The organism is Erwinia sp. Eh17-17 (genome assembly GCF_039675725.1).
Taxonomy (GTDB): domain Bacteria; phylum Pseudomonadota; class Gammaproteobacteria; order Enterobacterales; family Enterobacteriaceae; genus Erwinia.
The window spans coordinates 430827-452410 of sequence record NZ_JBDFQT010000001.1 but is presented as its reverse complement, the minus strand read 5'-3'; the positions used below and the strand labels follow the sequence as shown (position 1 = coordinate 452410).

15 protein-coding genes and 1 riboswitch are annotated in these 21584 nt (G+C 56.2%); of the genes, 8 read left to right on the top strand and 7 right to left on the bottom strand.

The features are described 5' to 3' along the window. Positions 1–45: 45 nt before the first annotated feature. The 4 genes from ABEH87_RS01940 to ABEH87_RS01925 are packed head-to-tail and all read right to left on the bottom strand — an operon-like array spanning position 46 to position 3416. Positions 46–348 (bottom strand): PTS lactose/cellobiose transporter subunit IIA, encoded by a 303-nt coding sequence (locus ABEH87_RS01940; protein WP_346573422.1) that lies wholly within the window; start codon positions 346–348, stop codon positions 46–48. Then, positions 341–1738, bottom strand: coding sequence for a glycoside hydrolase family 1 protein (locus tag ABEH87_RS01935; RefSeq protein WP_346573421.1), 1398 nt, complete (start codon positions 1736–1738; stop codon positions 341–343). The genes ABEH87_RS01940 and ABEH87_RS01935 overlap by 8 nt, the downstream gene beginning before the upstream one ends. 17 nt (positions 1739–1755) lie before the next feature. Next, positions 1756–3090 (bottom strand): PTS sugar transporter subunit IIC, encoded by a 1335-nt coding sequence (locus ABEH87_RS01930; RefSeq protein ID WP_346573419.1) that lies wholly within the window; start codon positions 3088–3090, stop codon positions 1756–1758. 11 nt (positions 3091–3101) lie between these two features. Beyond that, a complete protein-coding gene (locus tag ABEH87_RS01925) occupies positions 3102–3416 on the bottom strand; it encodes a PTS sugar transporter subunit IIB (protein WP_346573417.1) in 315 nt (104 codons plus the stop codon). A 296-nt stretch (positions 3417–3712) separates the two neighbouring features. Here ABEH87_RS01925 and ABEH87_RS01920 point away from each other — a divergent pair, with 296 nt between their 5' ends. From ABEH87_RS01920 to ABEH87_RS01885, 8 genes are all read left to right on the top strand, one after another. Further along, positions 3713–4666, top strand: a complete 954-nt coding sequence (locus ABEH87_RS01920; RefSeq protein ID WP_346573415.1) for a LacI family DNA-binding transcriptional regulator — start codon at positions 3713–3715, stop codon at positions 4664–4666. Positions 4667–5098: 432 nt separating this feature from the next. Continuing rightward, positions 5099–7036, top strand: a complete 1938-nt coding sequence (locus tag ABEH87_RS01915; RefSeq protein ID WP_346573413.1) for a methyl-accepting chemotaxis protein — start codon at positions 5099–5101, stop codon at positions 7034–7036. Between the two features lie 201 nt (positions 7037–7237). Continuing rightward, positions 7238–7340: riboswitch (TPP riboswitch) on the top strand. Between the two features lie 61 nt (positions 7341–7401). Further along, positions 7402–8094, top strand: a complete 693-nt coding sequence (locus tag ABEH87_RS01910; RefSeq protein ID WP_346574548.1) for a TenA family protein — start codon at positions 7402–7404, stop codon at positions 8092–8094. A 5-nt stretch (positions 8095–8099) separates the two neighbouring features. Then, positions 8100–8837: an ABC transporter ATP-binding protein gene (locus ABEH87_RS01905; protein WP_346573411.1), complete on the top strand. Its 738-nt coding sequence runs from the start codon at positions 8100–8102 to the stop codon at positions 8835–8837. Continuing rightward, the gene (locus ABEH87_RS01900) at positions 8834–9583 is read left to right on the top strand and encodes an ABC transporter permease (RefSeq protein WP_346573409.1); all 750 of its coding nucleotides are present in this window, start codon (positions 8834–8836) and stop codon (positions 9581–9583) included. Before ABEH87_RS01905 ends, ABEH87_RS01900 begins: the two co-directional genes overlap by 4 nt. 28 nt (positions 9584–9611) lie before the next feature. Beyond that, positions 9612–10547: an ABC transporter substrate-binding protein gene (locus ABEH87_RS01895; protein WP_346573407.1), complete on the top strand. Its 936-nt coding sequence runs from the start codon at positions 9612–9614 to the stop codon at positions 10545–10547. A gap of 219 nt (positions 10548–10766) precedes the next feature. After that, the gene (locus tag ABEH87_RS01890; protein ID WP_346573405.1) at positions 10767–11981 is read left to right on the top strand and encodes an FAD-dependent oxidoreductase; all 1215 of its coding nucleotides are present in this window, start codon (positions 10767–10769) and stop codon (positions 11979–11981) included. A 116-nt stretch (positions 11982–12097) separates the two neighbouring features. Further along, complete coding sequence (locus tag ABEH87_RS01885; protein WP_346573403.1) at positions 12098–13219, top strand: ABC transporter substrate-binding protein; 1122 nt, start codon at positions 12098–12100, stop codon at positions 13217–13219. Positions 13220–13297: 78 nt separating this feature from the next. Here ABEH87_RS01885 and ABEH87_RS01880 read toward each other — a convergent pair whose 3' ends face one another. The 3 genes from ABEH87_RS01880 to ABEH87_RS01870 all read right to left on the bottom strand — a co-directional run bounded on the left by ABEH87_RS01880 (position 13298) and on the right by ABEH87_RS01870 (position 21558). After that, positions 13298–15007 carry an HNH endonuclease gene (locus ABEH87_RS01880; protein WP_346573401.1) on the bottom strand — a complete coding sequence of 570 codons (1710 nt, stop codon included), beginning with the start codon at positions 15005–15007 and terminating at the stop codon, positions 13298–13300. 84 nt (positions 15008–15091) lie between these two features. Next, positions 15092–18052 (bottom strand): hypothetical protein, encoded by a 2961-nt coding sequence (locus ABEH87_RS01875; protein WP_346573399.1) that lies wholly within the window; start codon positions 18050–18052, stop codon positions 15092–15094. Between the two features lie 137 nt (positions 18053–18189). Continuing rightward, positions 18190–21558 (bottom strand): autotransporter domain-containing protein, encoded by a 3369-nt coding sequence (locus ABEH87_RS01870; RefSeq protein ID WP_346573397.1) that lies wholly within the window; start codon positions 21556–21558, stop codon positions 18190–18192. Positions 21559–21584 lie beyond the last annotated feature (26 nt).

Here is a 21584-nt window from a genome sequence, read left to right as displayed (position 1 = left end):
TTATTCTGGTATTTAACGCTCCTCGCGATAAGTCATTAATTACTATTAACGCTGATACAGATGAATAATTTCTTCAGACAATTCACGCGCCAGCAGCGACGTCATCAGATGATCCTGTGCATGGACCATAATTAAGGTCATCGGCTGGCGTCCTTCCCCGGCATCCTGCTCAATCAGCCGGGTCTGCATCTGATGCGCCTGACGTGAAAAGCCGTCAGCCTCGTGCAACAGTGCCTTCGCCCTGGGAATATCACCGCCGCGTGCCGCATGCAGCGCCTCAAAACAGAGGCTGCGCGACTGCCCGGCATTGACGATGATCTCCATCACCGCCTCTTCTAAATCAATCATTGTGACTGTCCTCATAGTTAAACCCGTTCTCGGCGGCGGTGCGCGCAAACCACTCCCCGCTTTTCTTCACCGTGCGCTGCTGCGTGGCAAGATCAAGCTGGACAAAGCCGTAGCGGTTTTTATAGCCGTTACACCACGACCAGTTATCTATAAACGTCCACATGTGATAGCCCAGACAGCGGCTGCCTTCGCTGATCCCTTTATGCAGCCACTTCAGATGTTCGCGGACAAATGCGATACGGTAGTCATCCTGAATCTGACCGTTTTCAATAAAGCGCTGTTCATTTTCCACGCCCATACCATTCTCGGAAATAAAGCAGCGCGGATTATCATAATTAACGCGTAAATTTGTCAGAATGTCATAAATACCCGGCTCATAAATTTCCCAGCCGCGATACGGATTCATTTTTCTGCCGGGCATCTCGTAATTATCAAATAACCATTCCGGCATAAACGGCGCTTGCAGATTCACCGCGCTGTCGCGGCACTTCACCCGACGCGGCTGGTAATAGTTAATTCCCAGCAGGTCAATTTTGCCCTCAGCGATCAGGGCCCGGTCCCCCGGCTGGCAGGCTGGCAGCTGATCGTAGCTTTGCAGCAGTGCCATGAGATCCGCCGGATACTCGCCGCGCAGGACCGGGTCAAGGAAACTGCGGTTAAACAGCAGGTCAGCGTGGTGTGCCGCTTTTACATCCGCCGGATTCTGTGAACGCGGGTACGACGGGGTCAGGTTGAGTACAATGCCAATTTCGCCGCTGTACGACCCGGCACGATAGCAGCGTACCGCCTGCGCATGGGCCAGCACCGTGTGGTACGCCGCCGTAGCGGCGCGTTTAAAGTCGACCACGTTCGGATAGTGGAAGTCATACAGATATCCCCCTTCCACCGGCACAATCGGCTCGTTAAAGGTGAACCAGTGCAGCACGCGGTCACCGAACAGTTCAAAGCACATTTTGGCATAGCGGCTAAAGGCATCCACCACTTCGCGGCTCTCCCAGCCGCCCTGCTGCTGCATCGCCACTGGCATATCAAAGTGGAACAGGGTAATAAACGGCTGGATCCCCTGGGCCAGCAGCTCATCGATAACGTTGTTATAAAACGCCACCGCCTGCGGATTGACCTCGCCGGTACCGTCCGGGATTAGCCGCGACCAGCTGAGAGAAGTGCGAAAACTGTTGTGGTTAAGCTGTTTCAGCAGCGCAATGTCTTCGCGCCAGTGCTGATAAAAGGTCGAGGTATTCTGCGGGCCTACCTGCTGGTGAAAACGGCCCGGCTGGCTGGCGTACCAGGCATCCCAGGTGGTTTCGCCCCGTGCGCGGCTTTCCCCTTCGGTTTGCAGAGCCGAGCTGGCGCTGCCCCACCAGAAGTCGTGCGGAAATTTAACCTTCATTTTTTGACTCTCCAGAGTTATCCGTTATTGCGGGCTGTTTCGCCTGAGGGTGCCGCTGCACTTTGTGCTTTCTGCTGTTCGGTTATCAGTAAAGAGCGCTCGTAGGCGCGCAGGAACGGCAGGTACATCAGGGCCGACATCACCATACAGATCAGGCACATCACCACCGGGCTGAACGCCCAGTTAGCAGCCCATGACGCCCCTATTGGCGCCGGCGTGGTCCACGGCGTCAGCGATACCACCTGCGCCAGCCAGCCCAGTTTAGTGGCGCCATAGGCCAGACAGGCGTTGACCATCGGCACGCAGATAAACGGGATAAACAGCATCGGGTTCATGATGATCGGTGCACCAAACAGAATCGGCTCATTGATATTAAAGAAGCTCGGCACCACGCCCATTTTGCCGATGGTCCGCAGGTGCGTCACGCGGCTGCGCAGCAGCAGGAAGGCCAGCGGCAGCGTGGAACCGACGCCGCCAATCAGCAGATAGTGGTCCCAGAAACCCTGCAGGTAGACGTGAGGTAATGCCGCCCCGGCCGCCAGCGCCGCCTGGTTTGCCGACAGGTTCGCCATCCAGAACGGGTTCATAATCCCGGTCACAATCAGCGCACCGTGAATACCGGCGAACCAGAATATCTGGCACAGCAGCACTGACAGCAGGATAGCCGGCAGGGAATCCGACGCCGACACCAGCGGTTCCAGCAGGTGCATAATCGCCTGCGGCATAATCATGCCGGTCTGCGCTTCGATAAACAGATTGAGCGGATGCAGCGTGCCCATCACCACCACCACCGGGATCAGGATCTCAAAGGAGCGCGCCACCCCGGTCGGCACCTCTTTCGGCAGGCGGATAGTGATGTTGTTCTGTTTCAGCCAGGCGTAAACCCGCGTGGAGTAAATAGCGGTGATCAGCGCGGTGAAAATGCCCTGCCCGGAGAGATACTGGGTAGAGATATGGCCGTCAGCATAGGGGGCTGCCACCAGCAGAAAGGCCATAAAGGCCAGCAGGCCGGACATCACCGGATCAAGATTAAACTGCCGGCCGAGGCTGGCACCAATGCCCACAGAGATAAAGAAGGTCATCACCCCCATACTCAGATTGAACGGCAGCATCAGCTGTTCACGGTAGGTCAGGGAGAAATCCAGCCAGCCGCGCGCAAAGCTGTTAGTGGTGTCGGCGGAGAACGGCGGGAAGATAAACACCAGCATAAACGAGCCGATGATCATAAATGGCAGCGCGGCGGTGAAACCGTCACGGATCGCAATCACATATTTCTGCTGGCCGAGACGCCCGGCCAGCGGAGTAATCGATTGCTCGATAACGGCAATCATTGACTGATATAACGAACTCATATGAACACCTTTTAGTGAACCGCGTTAATCATCGACAGCGCGAAGTCCAGCACCTTGTCGCCGCGCTGCATACCGTAGTCCATCGGGTCGATGGGCTGAACCGGGATCCCCTGCACGGCTGCCTTTTCTGACAGTGTTTTCAGCATATATTTGACCTGCGGCCCCAGCAGCACCGCCTGATAGTGCGGAAACTGGCTGTCGAACTCGGCAACGCCATACGCCTCAATATCGACCTCCAGTCCCCTTTCCTTCGCCGCCTCTACCATTTTTCTCACCAGCATACTGGTCGACATCCCGGCAGAGCAGCACAGCATTATCCTGACCATAAACCCGTTACCTCAAAATGTAATAGAACGTAAATGTGGAAACGATTGGACACCATACGGAAACCGTTTTCCATAAAACGGAAACAGAACTGTGAACCTCATCATAAACCCCTTCGGAAAAGGGTTTTTTCCGCGATGACCCTCACATATTTTCGGCCGATATGGACACTTTTGAGGTGATATGGAAAATCGGTTTCCATGAAAAAGAGAAAACCGCTATACTGTCGATGGCGATATTTTGCGCCGTTATTGCGCTTTTTTTGCAGGCCGTTTATTGCGTTGTACAGGGGAGAAAAATGTCAACAATCAACGATGTATCGCGTTTAGCTGGGGTTTCGAAAGCCACAGTCTCACGGGTGTTGAGTGGTTCACGTGGGGTGAAAGAAGCCAGCCGTCTCGCCGTATTGCAGGCCGCAGAGGAGCTTAACTACCGGCCAAATGTCATTGCCCAGTCGCTGCTCTCCCAGTCCACCGGCTGTATCGGGGTGATCTGCGCGCAGGAGAACATTAACCAGACCACCGGCTATCTCTATGCGCTGGAAAAACAGCTCAGCCAGCATCAGAAGCACTTGCTGCTGCGTTTTGCCAACAGCAAAGCGGGCGTGATGAATGCGCTGGATGAGCTCTCCTGCGGGCTGTGTGACGACGTGCTGATTATCGGTGCCCGCTTCCCGCTGAACATCAACGATGACAATGTGATTCTGATCGACTGTGTTGATGCCGACACGCCCAACAGCATTCAGTTCGACCACGCTTTCGCCGCCGAAACCGCCTGCAATTATCTGATTAGCCAGGGTCGCCGCCAGATTGCGCTGATCCATCCCGATACCCGTGGCCATGCGGATCAGGTGCTGCTGGGCTACAAACTGGCGCTGGAAAATAACTTTTTACCGTTTAACCGTAACCTGGTGTTTATGGACTCCACCTCCTCCTCGGTGGCGGTACAGGTGCTGCTGAATAACGCCACCACCGTCAACTTCAACGCGCTGCTGGTCGCCGATGAGCAGGAGGCGCAGCGGGTGATTGGCCAGCTACAGGCGTTTAATAAGGCCGTGCCGGGGGACATTATGATCTTCAGCCTGGCCGGTTCGCTGGACCTGCCGGGCATTCCGACCATTCCGTCGATTGAATATTCGATGGATGCCATGGCGGCGCGTATCGTCAGCTGGCTGACGGAAAAAACTCAGGATATGCTCGGTGCCTGCGTGTTGCGCGGAGACCTGATCGTTCCGGACCGCCGCAAGCGCTAAGCCTGCCACGGTATCATCCCGCCCCGACCGGAACAGCCGGTCGGGGCCGGCAACAGAATCACCCACAGCGGACGCGATGATAACAAGGATGAGGTCAGACGCCGGATGTTTAGCAATAAAATGGGTGAGAATACCCCCGGTGACGACCCGTTATGCCACGCGCAATGATTATGCGCGGGTCGCCTTTCCGTCATCCTTATTTCTTATGTATCTTTGAGAAATAACAAAAGCTTATTGATAATCTTCTTTATTATTCTATTTGCGGCTTAATAATAATCAGATGATAAATAGCCCGAATAAAATGTAAATAAATGTAAATTTACCAATGTTCCTTTGCTTCCTTGCCGATAGTCTTCTTCGACGTGTTGCATCAAAAAACCCAATGTGGTTCTCCTCGCTGAAAGACTAATTATGATTAACAAGGAATTTAATATGATTACGCACGCTTTTAACTTTAATGATTTCTCGATAAGAAAAAAACTCTTTTCCGGATTTATTATTTTGATCGCTATTATTACCGGTGTATCAGGGTACGGTATCTATTCATTAAAATCGATAGAAAGAAACTCGGTAAAAACCGCGATCACCAATGATATTGGTAACCTGCTGGACATTGCCCGACGCAACCGCCTGCTATATTTGCAAAGCGCCGATGAACAGAAAATGAAAGAAAACGGCGCAGCCATCGTCTCCATGCAAACCCTCTACCAGAATGCCACTAAATTTAACTGGCGCGGGGACACGAAGCAATATTTTACCCGGCTGGGCGAAAATATCGATCGCTACAGTAAAACACGCGCGCAATATCATGAGAAAAGCATCAACAGTAACCAGCTGGCTAAAAACCTTCACCAGCTCAGCGATAAACGTTTTTTAGCTGAGCTCAATAATCGCGTACTCAATACTTCGCCGGGTGCTGAATCACGCAGTGCAATTTTTGATTTATTCTTCGCGCTATCCCTTCTCGGCGAAGCGGGCGACACGCTGATTACGCTGCATACGCCGGAGGCCATGTCGGCCGTCGACCAGGCCTATACTCATGCGGAATCTCTTTATAACGACAGCCTGCCCCAGCTGACGGATGAAACCAGAGCGGTGCTGACCCCGGCGTGGGAACATTATCAGTCTCTGAAAGCTCAGGCAGAAACCTACTTTAAATCCATCGTTGAAACGCAAAAATCGGCCGACGTGATGGGGGTGGCAGCGGCCGACCTGAACCATACCGCAGACCAGCTGATTAAGGCGCAGGCGGAATATAACAGCCGTCTCATCGCCGATACCATTATTATCATCTCGGTCCTCGCGCTGCTGGCAATTGTTATCGGGCTACTGGCCGCCTGGATTATCACCCGCAAGATCACCCGCCCGATAGGTGAAAACCTGGCGCTGGCCCAGCGCATCTCCAGCGGTGACCTGACGGCGCAGATCGCCGCTACCTCCCAGGATGAGCTCGGCGAGCTGACGCAAACCATGGGAGCAATGAATGCCCGCCTGCGCGATATGATATCGGGCATCCGTGAGAGCGTCAGCCACCTGGCCAGCGCCTCATCGCAAATTGCCGCCGGAAACACCGATCTCGCTTCCAGAACCGAGCAGCAGTCTGCGGCTGTGGTGGAAACCGCCTCCAGCATGGAAGAGCTGACCTCAACCGTGCGCTTAAACGCCGACAATGCCCAGCAGGCCAGTAAACTGGCGGCCAGCGCCAGCGCTGACGCGCGTAAAGGCGGTCAGATTGTGGGTGAAGTGGTCAGTACCATGAACGGCATTGCCACCAGCTCGAAGAAGATCACCGAAATTATCAGCGTGATTAACGGCATTGCCTTCCAGACCAATATTCTGGCGCTGAATGCAGCGGTGGAAGCCGCCCGGGCCGGTGAGCAGGGGCGCGGGTTCGCCGTGGTGGCGGGTGAAGTCAGAACGCTGGCGCAGCGCAGTGCTGACGCGGCGAAAGAGATCGAATCCCTGATTAATGACTCCGTGGCGCGCATCGGCACCGGCACCGACCTGGTCAACCGGGCAGGCGCCAGCATGGAAGATATCGTCAATTCCGTCACCCACGTCAGTCAGATCATTGATGAGATTTCCAGCTCGTCAAACGAGCAGCGACAGGGCATTGAGCAGATTGGTAAAGCCGTAACCGAGATGGACTCCACCACGCAGCAGAACGCCACGCTGGTGCAGGAATCCTCGGCGGCGGCGGTTTCTCTGGAACAGCAGGCAAGAAAGCTGAGCGAAATGGTCGCTATCTTTAAGATCTCCGCCAGCCGGGTGCATGAGGGTGAATGGGTCAGCGGCGCGGAGAAAAAAACCGCTCAGGTTACTCCCGCCAGAACGCATAAAGCCATCGAAGAGGAGTGGACGTCGTTCTAAAACAGGATGTATCGCCCGCTGAGCTTTCAGCGGGCAACCCCCGCACTCAGCCCCATGACTCCCCGCTGTTAAATACGATGGAATCCCTCTTCAGCCGCGCTGATGGAGCACGCGTGCACGCTAAATCTCTTTTTTAATCGTCACTTCCCACCCCGGTGCTGGCAGGGCAGATTGCTATACAAAATAAAATATCGTATAACAAACGCCTCCGAGGGGTGTCCTGTGATGGGCTGAGATGGCGTAAGCCGAACCCTTTGAACCTGATCTGGGTCATGCCAGCGAAGGGACGGGTTGGCATTTTACTTGCCTGATCACACCTCCGCATACCCGGATCTCCACTTAAATGAGGGGATTCAGTGTCGAAAATCATTCAGTCAGTCGATTTCAGCCACGGCCTGTACGGACGTTTACGCCAGCAGGCGGGTAACGACTGGCAGGACTACGTTGCTCACCCGTTTATCCACCAGCTTGCTCGCGGCACCCTGCCCGAAGCGGCCTTTCGCCGCTACCTGACCCAGGATTACCTGTTCCTGATCCACTTCGCCCGCGCTTATGCCCTGCTGGTCAGCAAGCTGCACACGCTGCCGGAAATGCGCGCGGCCACCGCCTCGCTGAATGCCATCGTCAGTGAACTGCCGCTGCACGTCAGCTACTGCGCAGACTGGGGGCTGAACGAAGCACAAATGGCCGCCCAACCGGAAGCGCCGGAAACTATGAACTACACCCGCTACGTGCTGGATATCGGCCACTCCGGCGATGCGCTCGACCTGCTGGCGGCGCTGCTGCCCTGCGTGGCGGGCTACGCGGAGATCGGCCTGCGTCTGCTGGCGGCAGAGGAAACGGTGCTGACGGACAGCCCTTACGCCTCATGGATCCGTAACTATGCAAACCCGGACTATCTCAGCGGCGTGCAGGCCGCCATCGCGCTACTGGACACGGTCGGCCAGCAGCGTGGAGCAGCAAGCCGCTTCGCCGCGCTGTCAGATATTTTCACCACCGCCACCCGCCTGGAGTCGGCCTTCTGGCAGATGGGACTGAACGCGGGACAACAGCGGTGATCGCTATGCAATCCAGCTCCCCGCCCGGCATCCGGGTACGCGACCTGACGCTGCGCTTTGGCCAGCGCCAGGTTTTCGACCGCCTCAGCATCGAGATTCCCGCCGGACGCTGTGTCGCGCTGCTGGGGGCCAGCGGCAGCGGCAAAACCAGCCTGCTGAAGACCATAGCCGGGCTGATAACGCCCACCGCCGGCACCGTCTGCGGCAGCGACGGCCAGCCGCTGGCCGGACGTATTGCCTGGATGGGGCAGAAAGATCTGCTGTTTCCCTGGCTGTCGGTTCGCGACAACATCACCCTCGGCGCCCGTCTGCGCAGGGAAAACATCGACACGGCGTGGGCCGACCATCTGCTGGAATGCGTCGGACTGCACGGCCACGGTGACGATCGCCCTGCCATGCTCTCCGGCGGGATGCGCCAGCGCGCGGCGCTTGCCCGTACCCTGTATGAAAGGCGACCGATTGTGCTGATGGATGAGCCCTTCTCCGCACTCGACACGCTGACGCGCGCGAAGATCCAGACGCTGGCCGCCGGGCTGCTGGCGGACCGCACCGTGCTGCTGATCACCCACGACCCGATGGAGGCCTGCCGCCTGAGCCACCGCCTGCTGGTCCTCTCCGGCCAGCCCGCCGGGATCGACAGCAGCCACACTATTGGCGGCCAGCCGCCGCGTGCGCCGGACGATGCCAACCTGCTGAAAAGCCAGGGCGAACTGTTGCAGCAGTTGCTGAGGGCTGCAGGATGAGGGGCTGCCTGGCAGCCCGCATGCGTGGGCCATTGATTTTTTGCGGGCTGATCCTGCTGTGGTGGCTGGCGACGCTGAGCGATATCCCCGCCTTTTTATTACCCTCACCCGCCGCGGTAGCAACGGCCCTGTGGCAAGGCCGCGCCTTCCTTGCGTACCACAGTCTGATTACCGCCTCGGAAGTGTTAACCGGGCTGGTGCTGGGCGTCCTGCTGGGATCGCTGCTGGCTATTCTGATGATCTTCTCCCCCCGCCTGCAACGCTGGCTGATGCCGCTGGTGCTGACCAGCCAGGCCATCCCGGTATTTGCTCTGGCGCCGCTGCTGGTGCTGTGGTTCGGCTTTGGCATCAGCGCCAAAGTGGCGATGGCGGTGCTGGTGATTTTCTTCCCGGTCACCTCGGCCTTCTTTGACGGGCTGAAGCGGGTGAACCAGGACTATCTTGACCTGGCCCGCACCATGGGGGCGTCACGCTGGTCACAGCTGCGCCATATCCGCCTGATGGCAGCGCTGCCGGCGTTTGGTTCCGGCCTGCGTATGGCTGCTGCCGTGGCCCCGATTGGCGCCATCATCGGTGAATGGGTCGGGTCCGCCGAAGGGCTGGGCTACGTGATGCTGAACGCCAACGCGCGCATGCAGACCGACCAGTGCTTTGCCGCGTTATTTATCCTGGTGCTGATGACCGTCCTACTGTGGATGGCCGTCGATACCCTGATCCACCGCCTGATTAACTGGGCACCTGAATAGTGCTGATGACCCTGATAAGGAATGCAGAATGATGAAGAAAACCCTGGCCGCCCTGCTGTTAAGCGGCGCTTTCAGTCATCTGGCCGTGGCCGGTGAGAAACTGACGCTGGTGCTCGACTGGTATATCAACCCCGATCACGCACCGGTGATGGTGGCAGAACAGATCGGGGCGTTTAAAGCGGAAGGGCTGGACGTGAAGATTATCCCCCCGTCTGACCCTTCGCTGCCGCCGCGTCTGGTGGCCGCTAAACAGGCGGATCTCGCCATAACCTATCAGCCGCAGCTGCACTTTTTTGCCGACGAGGGTCTGCCGCTGGTGCGCGTGGGAACGCTGATTAATACTCCGCTGAACACGGTCATCACTCTGGATAAAAACATCACCTCCCCCGCCGGCTTACAGGGGAAAAAAATAGGTTATTCCGTCAGCGGCATTGAGCAGGCGACGCTGGAAACCATGCTGAAGCACGAGAACGTCAGCCCGGATAGCGTCAGGCTGATTAACGTTAACTTCCAGCTGACCAGCGCCCTGCTGGCCGGTCAGGTGGATGCGGTGATCGGCGGCTATCGCAATATTGAAGCCGAGGAGCTGAAACTACAGGGTAAAAATCCGCAAGTGTTTAACGTCGAAGACTTCGGCGTTCCGGCCTATGACGAACTGGTGATCGTCGCCCACCGCGACAGCATCAATGCTCCGAAGGTGAAGAAATTCCTCGCCGCGCTGAAGAAAGGCAACGACTATCTGCAACAACACCCGGAAGAGAGCTGGCAGGCGTTTGCTCAGGCGCATCCGGAGCTGAACACCGAGCTGAACCACGTGGCCTGGCAGAAAACCCTGCCGCTGTTTGCGCGCGATCCGGCGCATCTTGATGTGAATCGCTACAACGCCTACGAGCAGTTCCTGTTCGATAATAAGCTGATTAAGAAAATTACCCCGGTGGCACGTTACGCGGTGGAGCTGCGCTAACCATCGACACGGGGCGACCGGAAAAAATGGTCTTCATCGCGTCCATTGCAAACCATCTACACGGGGCGACCGAAAAAAATGGTCGCCCCCTACGACACCCATATTCCTTTGTAGGGGTCGACCTTCTTTTCCGGTCGACCCGCCATCCCAGGCAAAAAAATTCGCCATAGATAATGATAACCATTATCATAAATTCACCCCCCTTCCGCCGGAGTCACCATGTCCACCGAACCCTCTGAACACATCACCACCGACTGCTGCATCGTTGGCGGCGGCCCGGCCGGACTGATGCTTGGCTACCTGCTGGCCCGTGCGGGCGTGCAGGTGGTGGTGATCGAAAAACACAGCGATTTCCTGCGCGACTTTCGCGGCGATACCATCCACCCCTCCACGCTGCAAATCATGCATCACCTCGGCCTGCTGGATGAACTGCTGCGCCTGCCGCACCAGCGCGCGCCGCGTTTGCAGGCGGAAATCGGCGGGGAAGACGTTACCCTGGCGGATTTTTCGCGCCTGCCGGTAAAGTGCCGCTTTATGGCGTTTATGCCGCAGTGGGATTTTCTCAACTTCCTTACCGAGAAAGCGTCTGCCCTGCCCGGCTTTTCCCTGCGTCAGTCCACCGCCTTCAGCGACCTGCTGTATGACAACGGCAGCGTCACCGGCGTGCTCGCCACCCACGCCAGCGGAACCTGCGAGATCCGCGCGCGCCTGGTGGTCGGCTGTGACGGGCGGCACTCCGGGGTCAGACAGCAGGCCGGGCTGACCGGACGCTCATTTGGTTCACCGCGTGATGTGCTGTGGTTCCCGCTCAACAAACGTGACGATGACCCGGAGTGGAACACCGGCCATAAAGGGCCAAAACAGAACTTTATCATGCTCGATCGCGGCAGCTTCTGGCAGTGCGGCTACTCCATCACCAAGGGGGATTACCCGGCAATGAAGGAGAAAGGGATCGAGGCGTTTAAACAGCAGGTGGCTGCCGTCGCCCCGTTCCCGGCGGCGCGTATGGCAGAGCTGACGGACTGGCAGCCGGTGAAACTGCTGGATATCCGCATCGACCGGCTGGACGCATGGATGAAGCCCGGCGTGCTCTGTATCGGAGATGCCGCTCATGCGATGTCACCGATCGGTGGCGTCGGCGTGAACCTGGCGATTCAGGATGCGGTGGCCGCCGCCAATATTCTGACCCCCGCCCTGCGCAGCGGTAGCGTCCCCTTGCGGCTGCTAAAAAAAGTGCAGAAGCGGCGCGAGTTCCCTGCCAGGGCCACGCAGTTTATCCAGATAAAAATGAGCGGTAAAAAGCGCAAAGAAGGCGAAGGCAGCCCGCTGCCGCGCATTATCAGACGTTTCCCCTTCCTGCCCTACGTCTTCGGCTGGATCATCGGACTCGGCTTTCGCCGTGAGAAACCACGCCGCTTCAGGGCAATATCCTGAAATATTTCGCGTGAATTCAACGGTGGCCGTTCAGATATCGTTTAGGTTACGTTTAACAACTCACGAATAAAAATGATAATAATTATCATCAATTTTTTGGCAGGAATACCGATACCATGACCGCGTTTAAAACCTTACCCGCACTGCTGTTAGCCGCTATGCCATCGCTGGCTTTTGCCACCACTTATCCACTGACCGTCACCGATATGGATGGACAGAAGGTGGTGATCTCCCATCAGCCGCAGCGCGTGATCCTGCAGGATGGCCGTGACATCCTTAACCTGGCCCTGCTGGACCGCGAGAACCCCTTCGGACGCGTGGTGGCTTGGAACAACCTGCTGAAAAAGCAGGATACCGGCAGCTGGGAGATGCTGAAAAAACGCTGGCCGGACGCGGAAAAAATCCTCGACATGGGCTTTTCTGATCAGGGAGAAGTGAATCTGGAAACGGTGATCGCTAAGCAGCCTGACCTGATGATCGCTCAGCTGCGGGCCAAACCCGCTCTGAAACAGACCGGCGTACTGGACCAGCTCAGTGCGCTGAAAATCCCGGTGCTGTTTGTTGACGATGAGCTGCATCCGGTTGAAAACACCGCGGCCAGCGTCACGCTGCTGGGCAAAGTGCTCAATCAGGAAGCCCACGCCAAAGCCTACACCGACTATTACACTCAGAAGCTGAATGCCGTTCAGGCCGCCGTGAAAGACGTGTCGCCAAAACCGCGCGTGTTCGTTGAACCGATTGCCGGAATCGGCGGTGGCGGCGCGTGCTGCTTCACCCACGGCCACAACGGCTGGGGCGCGTTAATTGAAGCGACGGGAGCAAAAAATATCGGTTCCGATCTGCTGCCCGGCACCAGCGGCACCATCGCGGTGGAGAAAGTGATCAGCCTGAACCCGGATTACTACGTGATGAGTGGCTCAAAGCGCGGCGGCAAGACCAGCCCGGTGATCCCGCTGGGCTACAACACCGACGTCAGCGAGATCAAAGCCCGCTTCGACAGCCTGCGCAACCGCACCGGCGTGAAAGATATCCCGGCGGTAAAAGCCGGCAAAGTGGCGGCGGTGTATCACCACTTCTACAACCACCCGTATAACATTATCGGCATTGAGATGCTGGCGAAGGACTTCTATCCGCAGCAGTTCAGCCAGACCAACCCGACCGCAGACTACCACCATATTATCCGCACCTTTACCCAACTGCCGGATGAACCGATTAATATCGAATATCACCCGCAGTAGTGATCTCTTCACCCCTTACCGATCGCGCTGAATCTCAGCGCGATCGCGGCGCGCACTCCTGACCTGATTAACGCCACCCTACATTTTACTTAATATTTTACTTCTGAAATCCATGGCCTCTTCAAGGCTATAGCCACCTTCTGAATTCTCTTTTTTTACCTGTTCAATAAGAAAATGGTAACAGCTGCGCCTGACTTTCTCTTGCTGATGGGTGTAATACACCTCATCCTGACTCAGGTTAGTCCTTCCCTTGGCACTGTTGCATGATTTGCATACGGCAATGAGGTTAGTGGGATCGTTGCTTCTGTCAATGGATGCCTTAGTATTCTGGACATAAGAACGGGCTTTCATACCGGGATTAATATGGTCTATCTCGAACGTCATATCTTCATAGATACCAAAACAGTAAATACAGAGCTTCCCTGTAAAGGTATGCATGCCGGAATAAATCATCTGGTCACTCAGCAGGATCTGTCCGACTGATTCTTGCCTTCCAGGCTCCCCACTTTCAATAACAAACCCATCCGGTAAATTAAAATAAAACTGATTTTCACCCTCTTTGTTTATTTCCCCTTCTTTTTTTTGATAATAAATGAAAACATCATGCCACAATAACAGCTCTTGAATTTTGAAATCCGGTCTCTTTACCGATTTGAATGCCACTTCAAAACGCTTAATCAATTCAACAGCAACTGCTTTTTTGGCTTTTTCTTTACTCAAACTCTTCTTGTTTTTTTTGGGGATGTTGTCTGTTTTTACGCCTTCGGGAAAGGCCTCTGATTTCAATTTTTTTAGATTTAAATCAGCCTGATTCATTCTCAGATTATGATCATCTTCATCTTCATCTTCATCAGCGCTGAAATTATTTATTCTTTTTGCATTCAGACCTTTATTAGGGAAAGGATTTAAGAACTCCCCAGCATCCCGTTCAAATGTGCCGTAATCCCGACATGTCACGGGATTCAAATGATACTCCGGCGTAAACTCCGATCTTTTCGCTCGGTTAAATGTTCCTGCAAGGCCCATAAAAATTGAACCCTGACCCGGCAAATCGGTGTTTTCCAGTAGATAAACCTGAACAGGGGTGTCAAAGCTGTAAATTTCGTGCAGTACCTTACGGATACCCTTTATTTTATAGACAAGGCGGTGATACTTCCAGTAAGCCGCATAATTTTCAGCCGATCTGAGTGCTTTATCAAGGTTAATCGTATCGCTTTTCTTGCTGTTACACCGATGGCAACACAAAAGCAAATTTGAGTAATCGTTATAGGCTTTAGTATGAATACTTTCGAAATCCAGTCGTTCAATCTTTAATTCATCAAGTAAAGATGAAGGGCTTTTATTTGGCATCCCCCTGAGCACTCTCTTCTGCGGATCAAAAGATGACAGGTATTCAATATTTTCCTTTTTCATTACACTGACGGCTTGTTCCGCTATGTTAAGTGCAGACTTATAAGCCAGATAACGAACATAAACCTTGTAAGGAATAACATGGTCTGCGCGACACGATCTCAGCGTAATCTTATTCAGGCAGTATGGGCAAATAACCATCGAGACATTCGCTGTTGCTGTCACATCAGGCACTTTTTTTAAATGATATTCTCTGAGGGTCTGATTAAAACCCTGAGCCTGATGTTGATTCACCAGGTCCTCAACATCACCGATGTATTCCGAAAGTAATGTCGTCACGATCAGCTTAGCCAGCGGATTCGTTGGCGTGCTATCCAGCGATTCAACCAAGCCATCAGCGTTTTTTTTCACCCCTTTCCCATTTTTACCCAATGGCATGCTGATACCTCTCACAATACATCGATAAAAGAACCCTCAACTCGAGGGTTCAACGATTCCCGGTCGGTTAATACTGAGAGAGCATCAGGCTCCCTGTCTGGTCAGTATTTTAGGGGTAATCTGCGTAATGTTATTTTCGTCAGGTTTAGCATCTATGCCGATTGCCACAATCAGCTCTTCCTGATCCGCTTTCGTGGCCTGGGCAAGAGCCACCTTCAGACTGCAGGAGTTCATGACCGATGCGCCTGCTGAGAAGCCATTGTTGCTAAAACCGTACCATTTCCCGTTCTTTTCTTCCTGATACTCAAATCTCACGGCGCGCAGGCTCTGACCACAATCACTGGCGGCAAGCCTGAGACTGTAAGGCGAGCGTGTCGGCAGCCGGAAATATAAATAATTATCCTCCAGGAAGGTTTTTCGGTTATCAACCAGGGTCTCGTCGAGATTCGCATTATTGCCCCTCTCATGACTGATGGCGATCTCCTCTCCCTTTTCATTGATACACATGACGATCATGCGCAAAGCATATTTCTTAACACCCCATGAGTCCGATACTTTTTCCAGGAAAAATTCAATCCCGGAAAGTTTTCCCTCAATCACTAAAGGCGTTTTATCAATGAAATTAACGTCGCATATTTCCTGTACATTTTTGCAGGAAACCTGTTTCAGTCGCTTTGCCCCTTCCGGAAGCGTGTCAACGTTTCTGAGCCGCAGCTTTTGTGCATATTTGGCATTTCTTTCCCGCAGCTCTAAGCTACTGCCGCTGACGGACAGACCGTCACGAACAGAGCATGACAGCACTCGCTTAGCCGCCTCAGCCGTTGCGGGTTCAAGCTCTCCGGCAGTAGTGACACTCCACTTCTGTATCAGACTGGGCTTGAACGGGCTGGCAAAAATGCTCCCTGTTGCGTCGTCGGCAGAGAGTAACAGGGGAAGCGACTGATCGTTGATCGTGGTCTTCATGGCGGAGACGAAGCGGCCAGAATTTTCCTGCAGCCAGAACTGGTGACTGCCGCGCGTATTGGGTTGCGCAATGACGCTAAAAGGCCCGGTGGTATTTATCTCGCTTAAATGCTCGACGTTTGCCACGGAAAGGACGGCATCACCCTCCCCGATCGTTATCTGCACCAGGCGGTCTCCGTTACCGTCCGTGAGCGTTTTTTCAATATAGAGCGGGATTTCAGCCAGATACCATAGGTGACTCTGACGGCCGGCCAGTGCGCGTTTGCGCAGCAGCAGCTTGTCTGTCACCGCTTCGAGCACGTAATCATTGCCCAGCGCGCGGCAGGTCAGTTCACCGGAACCGGGATAATCCCAGACCTGAGAGGCCATGTCGCTCAGCTGACACAGGCTGACCGGATAGACATCCTGTGATGTCCCGTCGGCAGCGGCGGATAAATCAACCGTCAGCGCGAAATAGATATTATCTGTTTTGCCATGCGCGGTTTTTCTGCCGGGGGTTCTCAGGACGATCTGGCCGTTTTCCGTCATTCTCCAGAGCTGCGATGAGACGGTTTCAGGCTCCACCAGCACGGCCTCTACGCCTTCGCTGGGAAGCACCGTGTTCACGGCTATCGCCGCGTCGTGGGCGTGGTTCTGAATGCTGAAGTAAACCTCACGCGCTTTGCGCCCCACCCGCTCACCGTATTCTCCGTAAAACAGAAAAAAGGCTTTATATACCGATAAGAGGTCACGCTTGGTGAGACCGTCAGAAAATCGGGTGAGGACCTGCCAGCATTTGTCCCGCAGATCTTCAGGCAGCAGATTGATACTGGGAATCAGATTTTCTCGCTGTACGCTTGCCCAGCGCCGGTAATCATAGAGTGACTCCGCCCAGGCAGCAGCGTCCTGAACCACCGTCCCTTCCCCACCAATAGCATTGAAGGTCATCGTCTGCATTTCACTGGAGGATTTTGTCCTGGTGGCCTCCTGTTTACTGTTTTCATAGCTGCCGCTGGCTTCCACATCAACGTAAACGGTGCTGAGGCTTGCTTTTACGCCGATACCGAAACGATCGGTAAAGTCAGAACTTTTCTCGCTCCCTTCAAAAAGCTTCTTCTCTGTGGCAAAGAGGCGTCCGCCGACCAGAGTCTGCAGCGGGACAAAATGACCAAAGTCATCGAGAACCTTTTTCAGTTTTTCAAAGCGTCGTCTTTCTTCCGGATCGTTTACGGCCGGTTCAACCGCGCTGGCGTCGCTCACGGCAGGGTCAGCCGCGGCCGTGGCAGCAACGGCACGTTCGCAGGCATCAAAAAACGCTCTGCTCGCACAGGCCTGCGTATTATCAAAAGATAATTCAATTTTAGGCAGGTAGAAGTTAGCCGTGGTGTAAACCGTTTTCCCGACAAAACTGCTGCTCTCTTCCTGTCGTCCGTATTTCGTCAGTGATGCACCCAGCGCAACGCTGTTGCCGAACTTCCCGGCGGCCACGCCCAGCGAAAAACTCAGATTAGTGACGCCATTTTTTTGCGTCTGAAATATTGAGTTTGAGGTTGTGTAGTCATTTTCAAAGTAGCCGGAGAAATTGGGCTTGCGGTATAACAGGTGTGCCGGACGTACCGACGGAACATCTTCAGGGCCTGCTCCTTCATCACGGGCATCTGCACGCATCAGCACATCGCGAAATCCGGCCTCAACCGGATTGCTCAGCGAGTGATCAATGACGACCCCCCGGTAAAAACCCACCCGGTCTAACAGGTCTTCGCGCTGAGCGATGCCGAGATCAAAAAAGTCCGGCTCATCTTTAAATCGGGTCTTGTGGGCCCTGAGCAGATCGACCACCTCGCGCGGGGCAAATTCGTGATTTTCATCAGCGAGCGCGCTGAGTTTTTCAAAAAGCGGAGCGGCAAGGTCAGGAACTTCAACTTTAACCGCCTTCAGCAGCCCGGTGCGGTGGTCTGCCAGCTCGGCGCGCTGCCGTTTTTTCTGCTGTTCAGTTTCTGCCTCGGCCTGCGTAACGGCCATCAGCTCCTGATCCCGCAAAACCTTATCAAAGCGACTACTGATGTCGTCATAACTTTCCGGACCAATATCATGCTCAGACACGACGCTCTCCTTAACGGTAATTAAAGTGGTGCTTCATCTGTCACTTTGCGATCTGCGATGCACAAAGCGGAATGCTGATGACGGCCAGATGCGTTAACCGGGCCGGAGCAGGCCCTCTTCCCTCTGCCGCCTTCCTGTCAGAAGCCGATATTGACCCGCAGCATGATCATCTGGTCACGCGTGCGCTGTGCGTCCATCCCCAGCGTGCCCTGATAGGCAATGCCCGGAGTGATGTTGTGCGGCAGCAGAATATCGACGCCGGTGCCCACCGTCATGGTCTGGCGACTCTGTTCATAGAGTGGAACACGCCAGGTATCATTACCGACATCGGCATAGCCGACGCGGGCGCTGCCGCTGTCGCTGAGTAACTGAGCGTATTCCAGACGACCCAGCAGACGCAGCATGCCCCAGCGCAGCGGAACGCTGTGTTCGCCGCGCAGTCCGGCGCCGGTCACCACCTGAGAGATCGTCTGTGGGGCGTAGGCCAGACTGAAGGCTCCCGCGCCCGTCTCGCTGAAACCGTCTAACCATGTGCGATCGTATTGCAGGCGCGCATAGGGTGAAATCAGACTGTCCGGCGAGCGGAATTCATAGCCGGAAGTCAGGGACGTAAAGAGCTGACGACCCGAACGACTGCCGCGCGCCACCGTATCGGTTCCGGTGACAGCTCGCCTGCTGTCAAAATCCATCAGGCCGTGCCCCAGCAGTCCGTCCACGAAGAACGATCCGGGATGGTAGCTGCCGTACAGGGCAGTGCTCAGCGCCCGCCCGTTGGAGCGCGTTCCGCTATCGCCGATGTCGCTGACGTCACGGCCGAAGCCTATCCCCATTCCCGCCGTTATCGCGGGGCTGAAGCGGTAGTCGGCACCGGTGGTCACCCCCACGGTGGTGTGGCTGAAACGAACGCCTCCGGCTTTATCACCGCCGAAATCAACGTAGCCACCGGTCCAGTAAGAGAGCCGCTGTTCCTGCTGTGCTGAAGCAAAAGGCATTGAGGGAAGTGCCGGCGGTTCCACATTTTTACTGTTGAGGGGTTTCTGCTGTTGCCAGGCCGTGGCCCACATCTCTCGATCGGCATCGTGTTCGGGCCGGGCTGAAGGCATAGAGAAACGGATACCGCTCAGGTCAGAAGAGCGATTCCCGCCGCTGTGCAGCTGTTCAAGGCGGTCACTGAAGTTGCGTACCTGCGCGCGGGCAAAACTCTGCGCGGCCCGGTACTGAGCGCTCACCATGCCGATCACCTCCGCATCCCGGCCCGGATTGGGCCGTTCGCTGATGTTCAGGCTGACACTGGCAGGCTGCGTGGAGCCGGAGGCCCCGGTCAGCACATAGCGCAGCGTCACGGTGCCGCTGGCCTGCGCCGCAGCGCTGAAAAGCAGCTGATAGTCGGCGCCGGAGGCGCGCACCGTGGCCGTTCCCAGGCGACTTTCCGGCGTGTCGAGAAGTTGTGCGCCGCTAAACGGGCCGCCTGTCGCCCCGTTCGTCAGGCTGACGGTCACCGACTGGCCGGCAGTGAGTGAGACGCTGTGGTCAGCCGCCACCGGCGCTTCTGTGGCAATAGTCAGCGTATAAGCGAACTGCCGGGTAATCCCGGCGGCATCCGTGACCTGTACGCTGAAGGTGGTGTTACCGGCCTGCTGAGGGGTGCCGGTCAGCTGGCCATCTGCAAACGTCAGACCGGCAGGCAGCGTTCCGTTCAACTGCCAGCGATAAGGTGCCGTTCCCCCGGTGATGCCGAATACCTGCGTATAGCTCTGCCCGGCCTTACCCGCTGCCAGCGCACCGCCTGCTGGCTGCATCATCAGATCGGTCTGGGGCGCAGCGCTGACGGCAAGCGTGTAACTGGCCACGCCGCTGGCGCCCTGGCTGTCAGAGGCCGTGACCTGAAAGGTGTAGCTGCCAGCGGCGGCAGGCACGCCTGCCAGAACACCCGTGCTGGCGTTCAGCGTTATCCCGGCCGGTAAGGCGGTGGCACTGAATAAATAGGGTGCTGTACCGTCCGCTGCGGTGACGGTCTGGCTCCAGTTACTGCCCGCCGTTGCTACCGGCAGCGCGCCGCCGGAAGGAGAAAGCGTCAGCAGCACCGGCGTGACGGTAAGTGATACGCGGGCGCTGGCGGAGGTGCCGCTGCCGTTGGTGGCGGAATAGGTGAAGCTGTCGCTACCGGCATAGCCCGGCGTCGGAGTATAGGAAACAGCCGTGCCGCTGACCGCTGCGCTGCCGTGAGCCGGGGCGTCCACAATGCTGACCGATGTTGCCGCACCGCCGGAGAGCGTGAGCGGGACCAGATTATTGCTGCTGTTGGCTGCCACCGTGGTCGCGCTGTCACCAGCCACCGGCGATGCGGGGTTGACGCTCAGCGTGTAGCTGACCGTGCCCGCTGCACCGTGGGCATCCGTAGCGATGACCTGAAAGCTGTAGCTTCCTGCTGCGGCGGGAGTTCCGGACAGTATTCCCGCCGACGCGTTCAGCGTGAGTCCCGCTGGCAGCGCAGTGCTGGTCCAGGTATAGGGCGCCGTGCCGCCGGTCGCGGTCAGGTTCTGCGACCAGGCTCTGCCCTCAGTGGCGGCCGGCAGCGCACCGGATGCCGGCACGACCGCCAGCGCAGGGGCGCTAACGGTCAGTGACACGGTGGCCACGGAAGAGGTGCCGCCGCTGTTTGACGCACGCCAGGTAAACGTATCACTGCCTGAGTAACCCGCTGTCGGCGTGTACACCACCGTGGCGCCACTGACCGTAGCGCTGCCGTGGGCGGGCGGGGTGACAAGGTTAATGGCGGTGGCCGCTCCGCCGGTAAGCGCAAGCGTGATGACATTGTTGCTGCTGTTTGCCGCCACGCTATCGGCGCTGTCCGTCGCCACCGGCGGGGCTTCAGCGCGCGTCACGCTGAGGGTGTAAGAGCGGGTACTGCTGTCCTGAGCCGTCACAATCACGGAAACAGTCGTCACACTGCCCGGCGCCAGGCTGATGCCTGGTGACGCCGAGCCGGAGGTGACAGTAGAACCGTTCACCGTCACGGTGGCATGGCTCTCGCTGACGACCGGCGTCACCGTCACCGATGATACGCTGCTGGCAACGGAGGCGCTGTAACTGCTGGTTGCCGCACTAAAAGAGGGCGAGAGCGTTCCCTCAGAAAGGGAAAGTCCCGACAGCGTGGCGTCGCCAGATGCCGATGAGACACTGGTGCAGTTAAACACCAGATTGCCGATCTGGCCGAAAGAGGTGTTGGCGCGGACCGCAAGACCGTTAACCTCCAGGCTCCCTGCGGGCACGGTGAGGGTGACGGTATGGGGCGTATTACTGGAGGCATTGGCGGCGTTGTAGGTCTGCGCATTACTCAGATTAAAACGGGCCAGACTCACGCTGTCGGCATTCATTACGCTGCCGCCAGAAGCCGAACCGCTGTCGGTAAAACTTAACGTCAGGGCATCACCGGCGGCAAAATCTGAGGCCGGATATTTGTTAGCGGGAAAGGAAAGCGACGTCGAACCCGAAAGCGCATTCACGGCGGAACAGCCGTTTGATAGCGCAT

Coding starts and splice junctions, on each gene's coding strand:
- ABEH87_RS01940 (WP_346573422.1), bottom strand. CDS start 348: ATGATTGATTTAGAAGAGGCGGTGATGGAGATCATCGTCAATGCCGGG.
- ABEH87_RS01880 (WP_346573401.1), bottom strand. CDS start 15,007: ATGCCATTGGGTAAAAATGGGAAAGGGGTGAAAAAAAACGCTGATGGC.
- ABEH87_RS01895 (WP_346573407.1), top strand. CDS start 9,612: ATGATGAAGAAAACCCTGGCCGCCCTGCTGTTAAGCGGCGCTTTCAGT.
- ABEH87_RS01915 (WP_346573413.1), top strand. CDS start 5,099: ATGATTACGCACGCTTTTAACTTTAATGATTTCTCGATAAGAAAAAAA.
- ABEH87_RS01935 (WP_346573421.1), bottom strand. CDS start 1,738: ATGAAGGTTAAATTTCCGCACGACTTCTGGTGGGGCAGCGCCAGCTCG.
- ABEH87_RS01900 (WP_346573409.1), top strand. CDS start 8,834: ATGAGGGGCTGCCTGGCAGCCCGCATGCGTGGGCCATTGATTTTTTGC.
- ABEH87_RS01930 (WP_346573419.1), bottom strand. CDS start 3,090: ATGAGTTCGTTATATCAGTCAATGATTGCCGTTATCGAGCAATCGATT.
- ABEH87_RS01890 (WP_346573405.1), top strand. CDS start 10,767: ATGTCCACCGAACCCTCTGAACACATCACCACCGACTGCTGCATCGTT.
- ABEH87_RS01925 (WP_346573417.1), bottom strand. CDS start 3,416: ATGGTCAGGATAATGCTGTGCTGCTCTGCCGGGATGTCGACCAGTATG.
- ABEH87_RS01885 (WP_346573403.1), top strand. CDS start 12,098: ATGACCGCGTTTAAAACCTTACCCGCACTGCTGTTAGCCGCTATGCCA.
- ABEH87_RS01905 (WP_346573411.1), top strand. CDS start 8,100: ATGCAATCCAGCTCCCCGCCCGGCATCCGGGTACGCGACCTGACGCTG.
- ABEH87_RS01920 (WP_346573415.1), top strand. CDS start 3,713: ATGTCAACAATCAACGATGTATCGCGTTTAGCTGGGGTTTCGAAAGCC.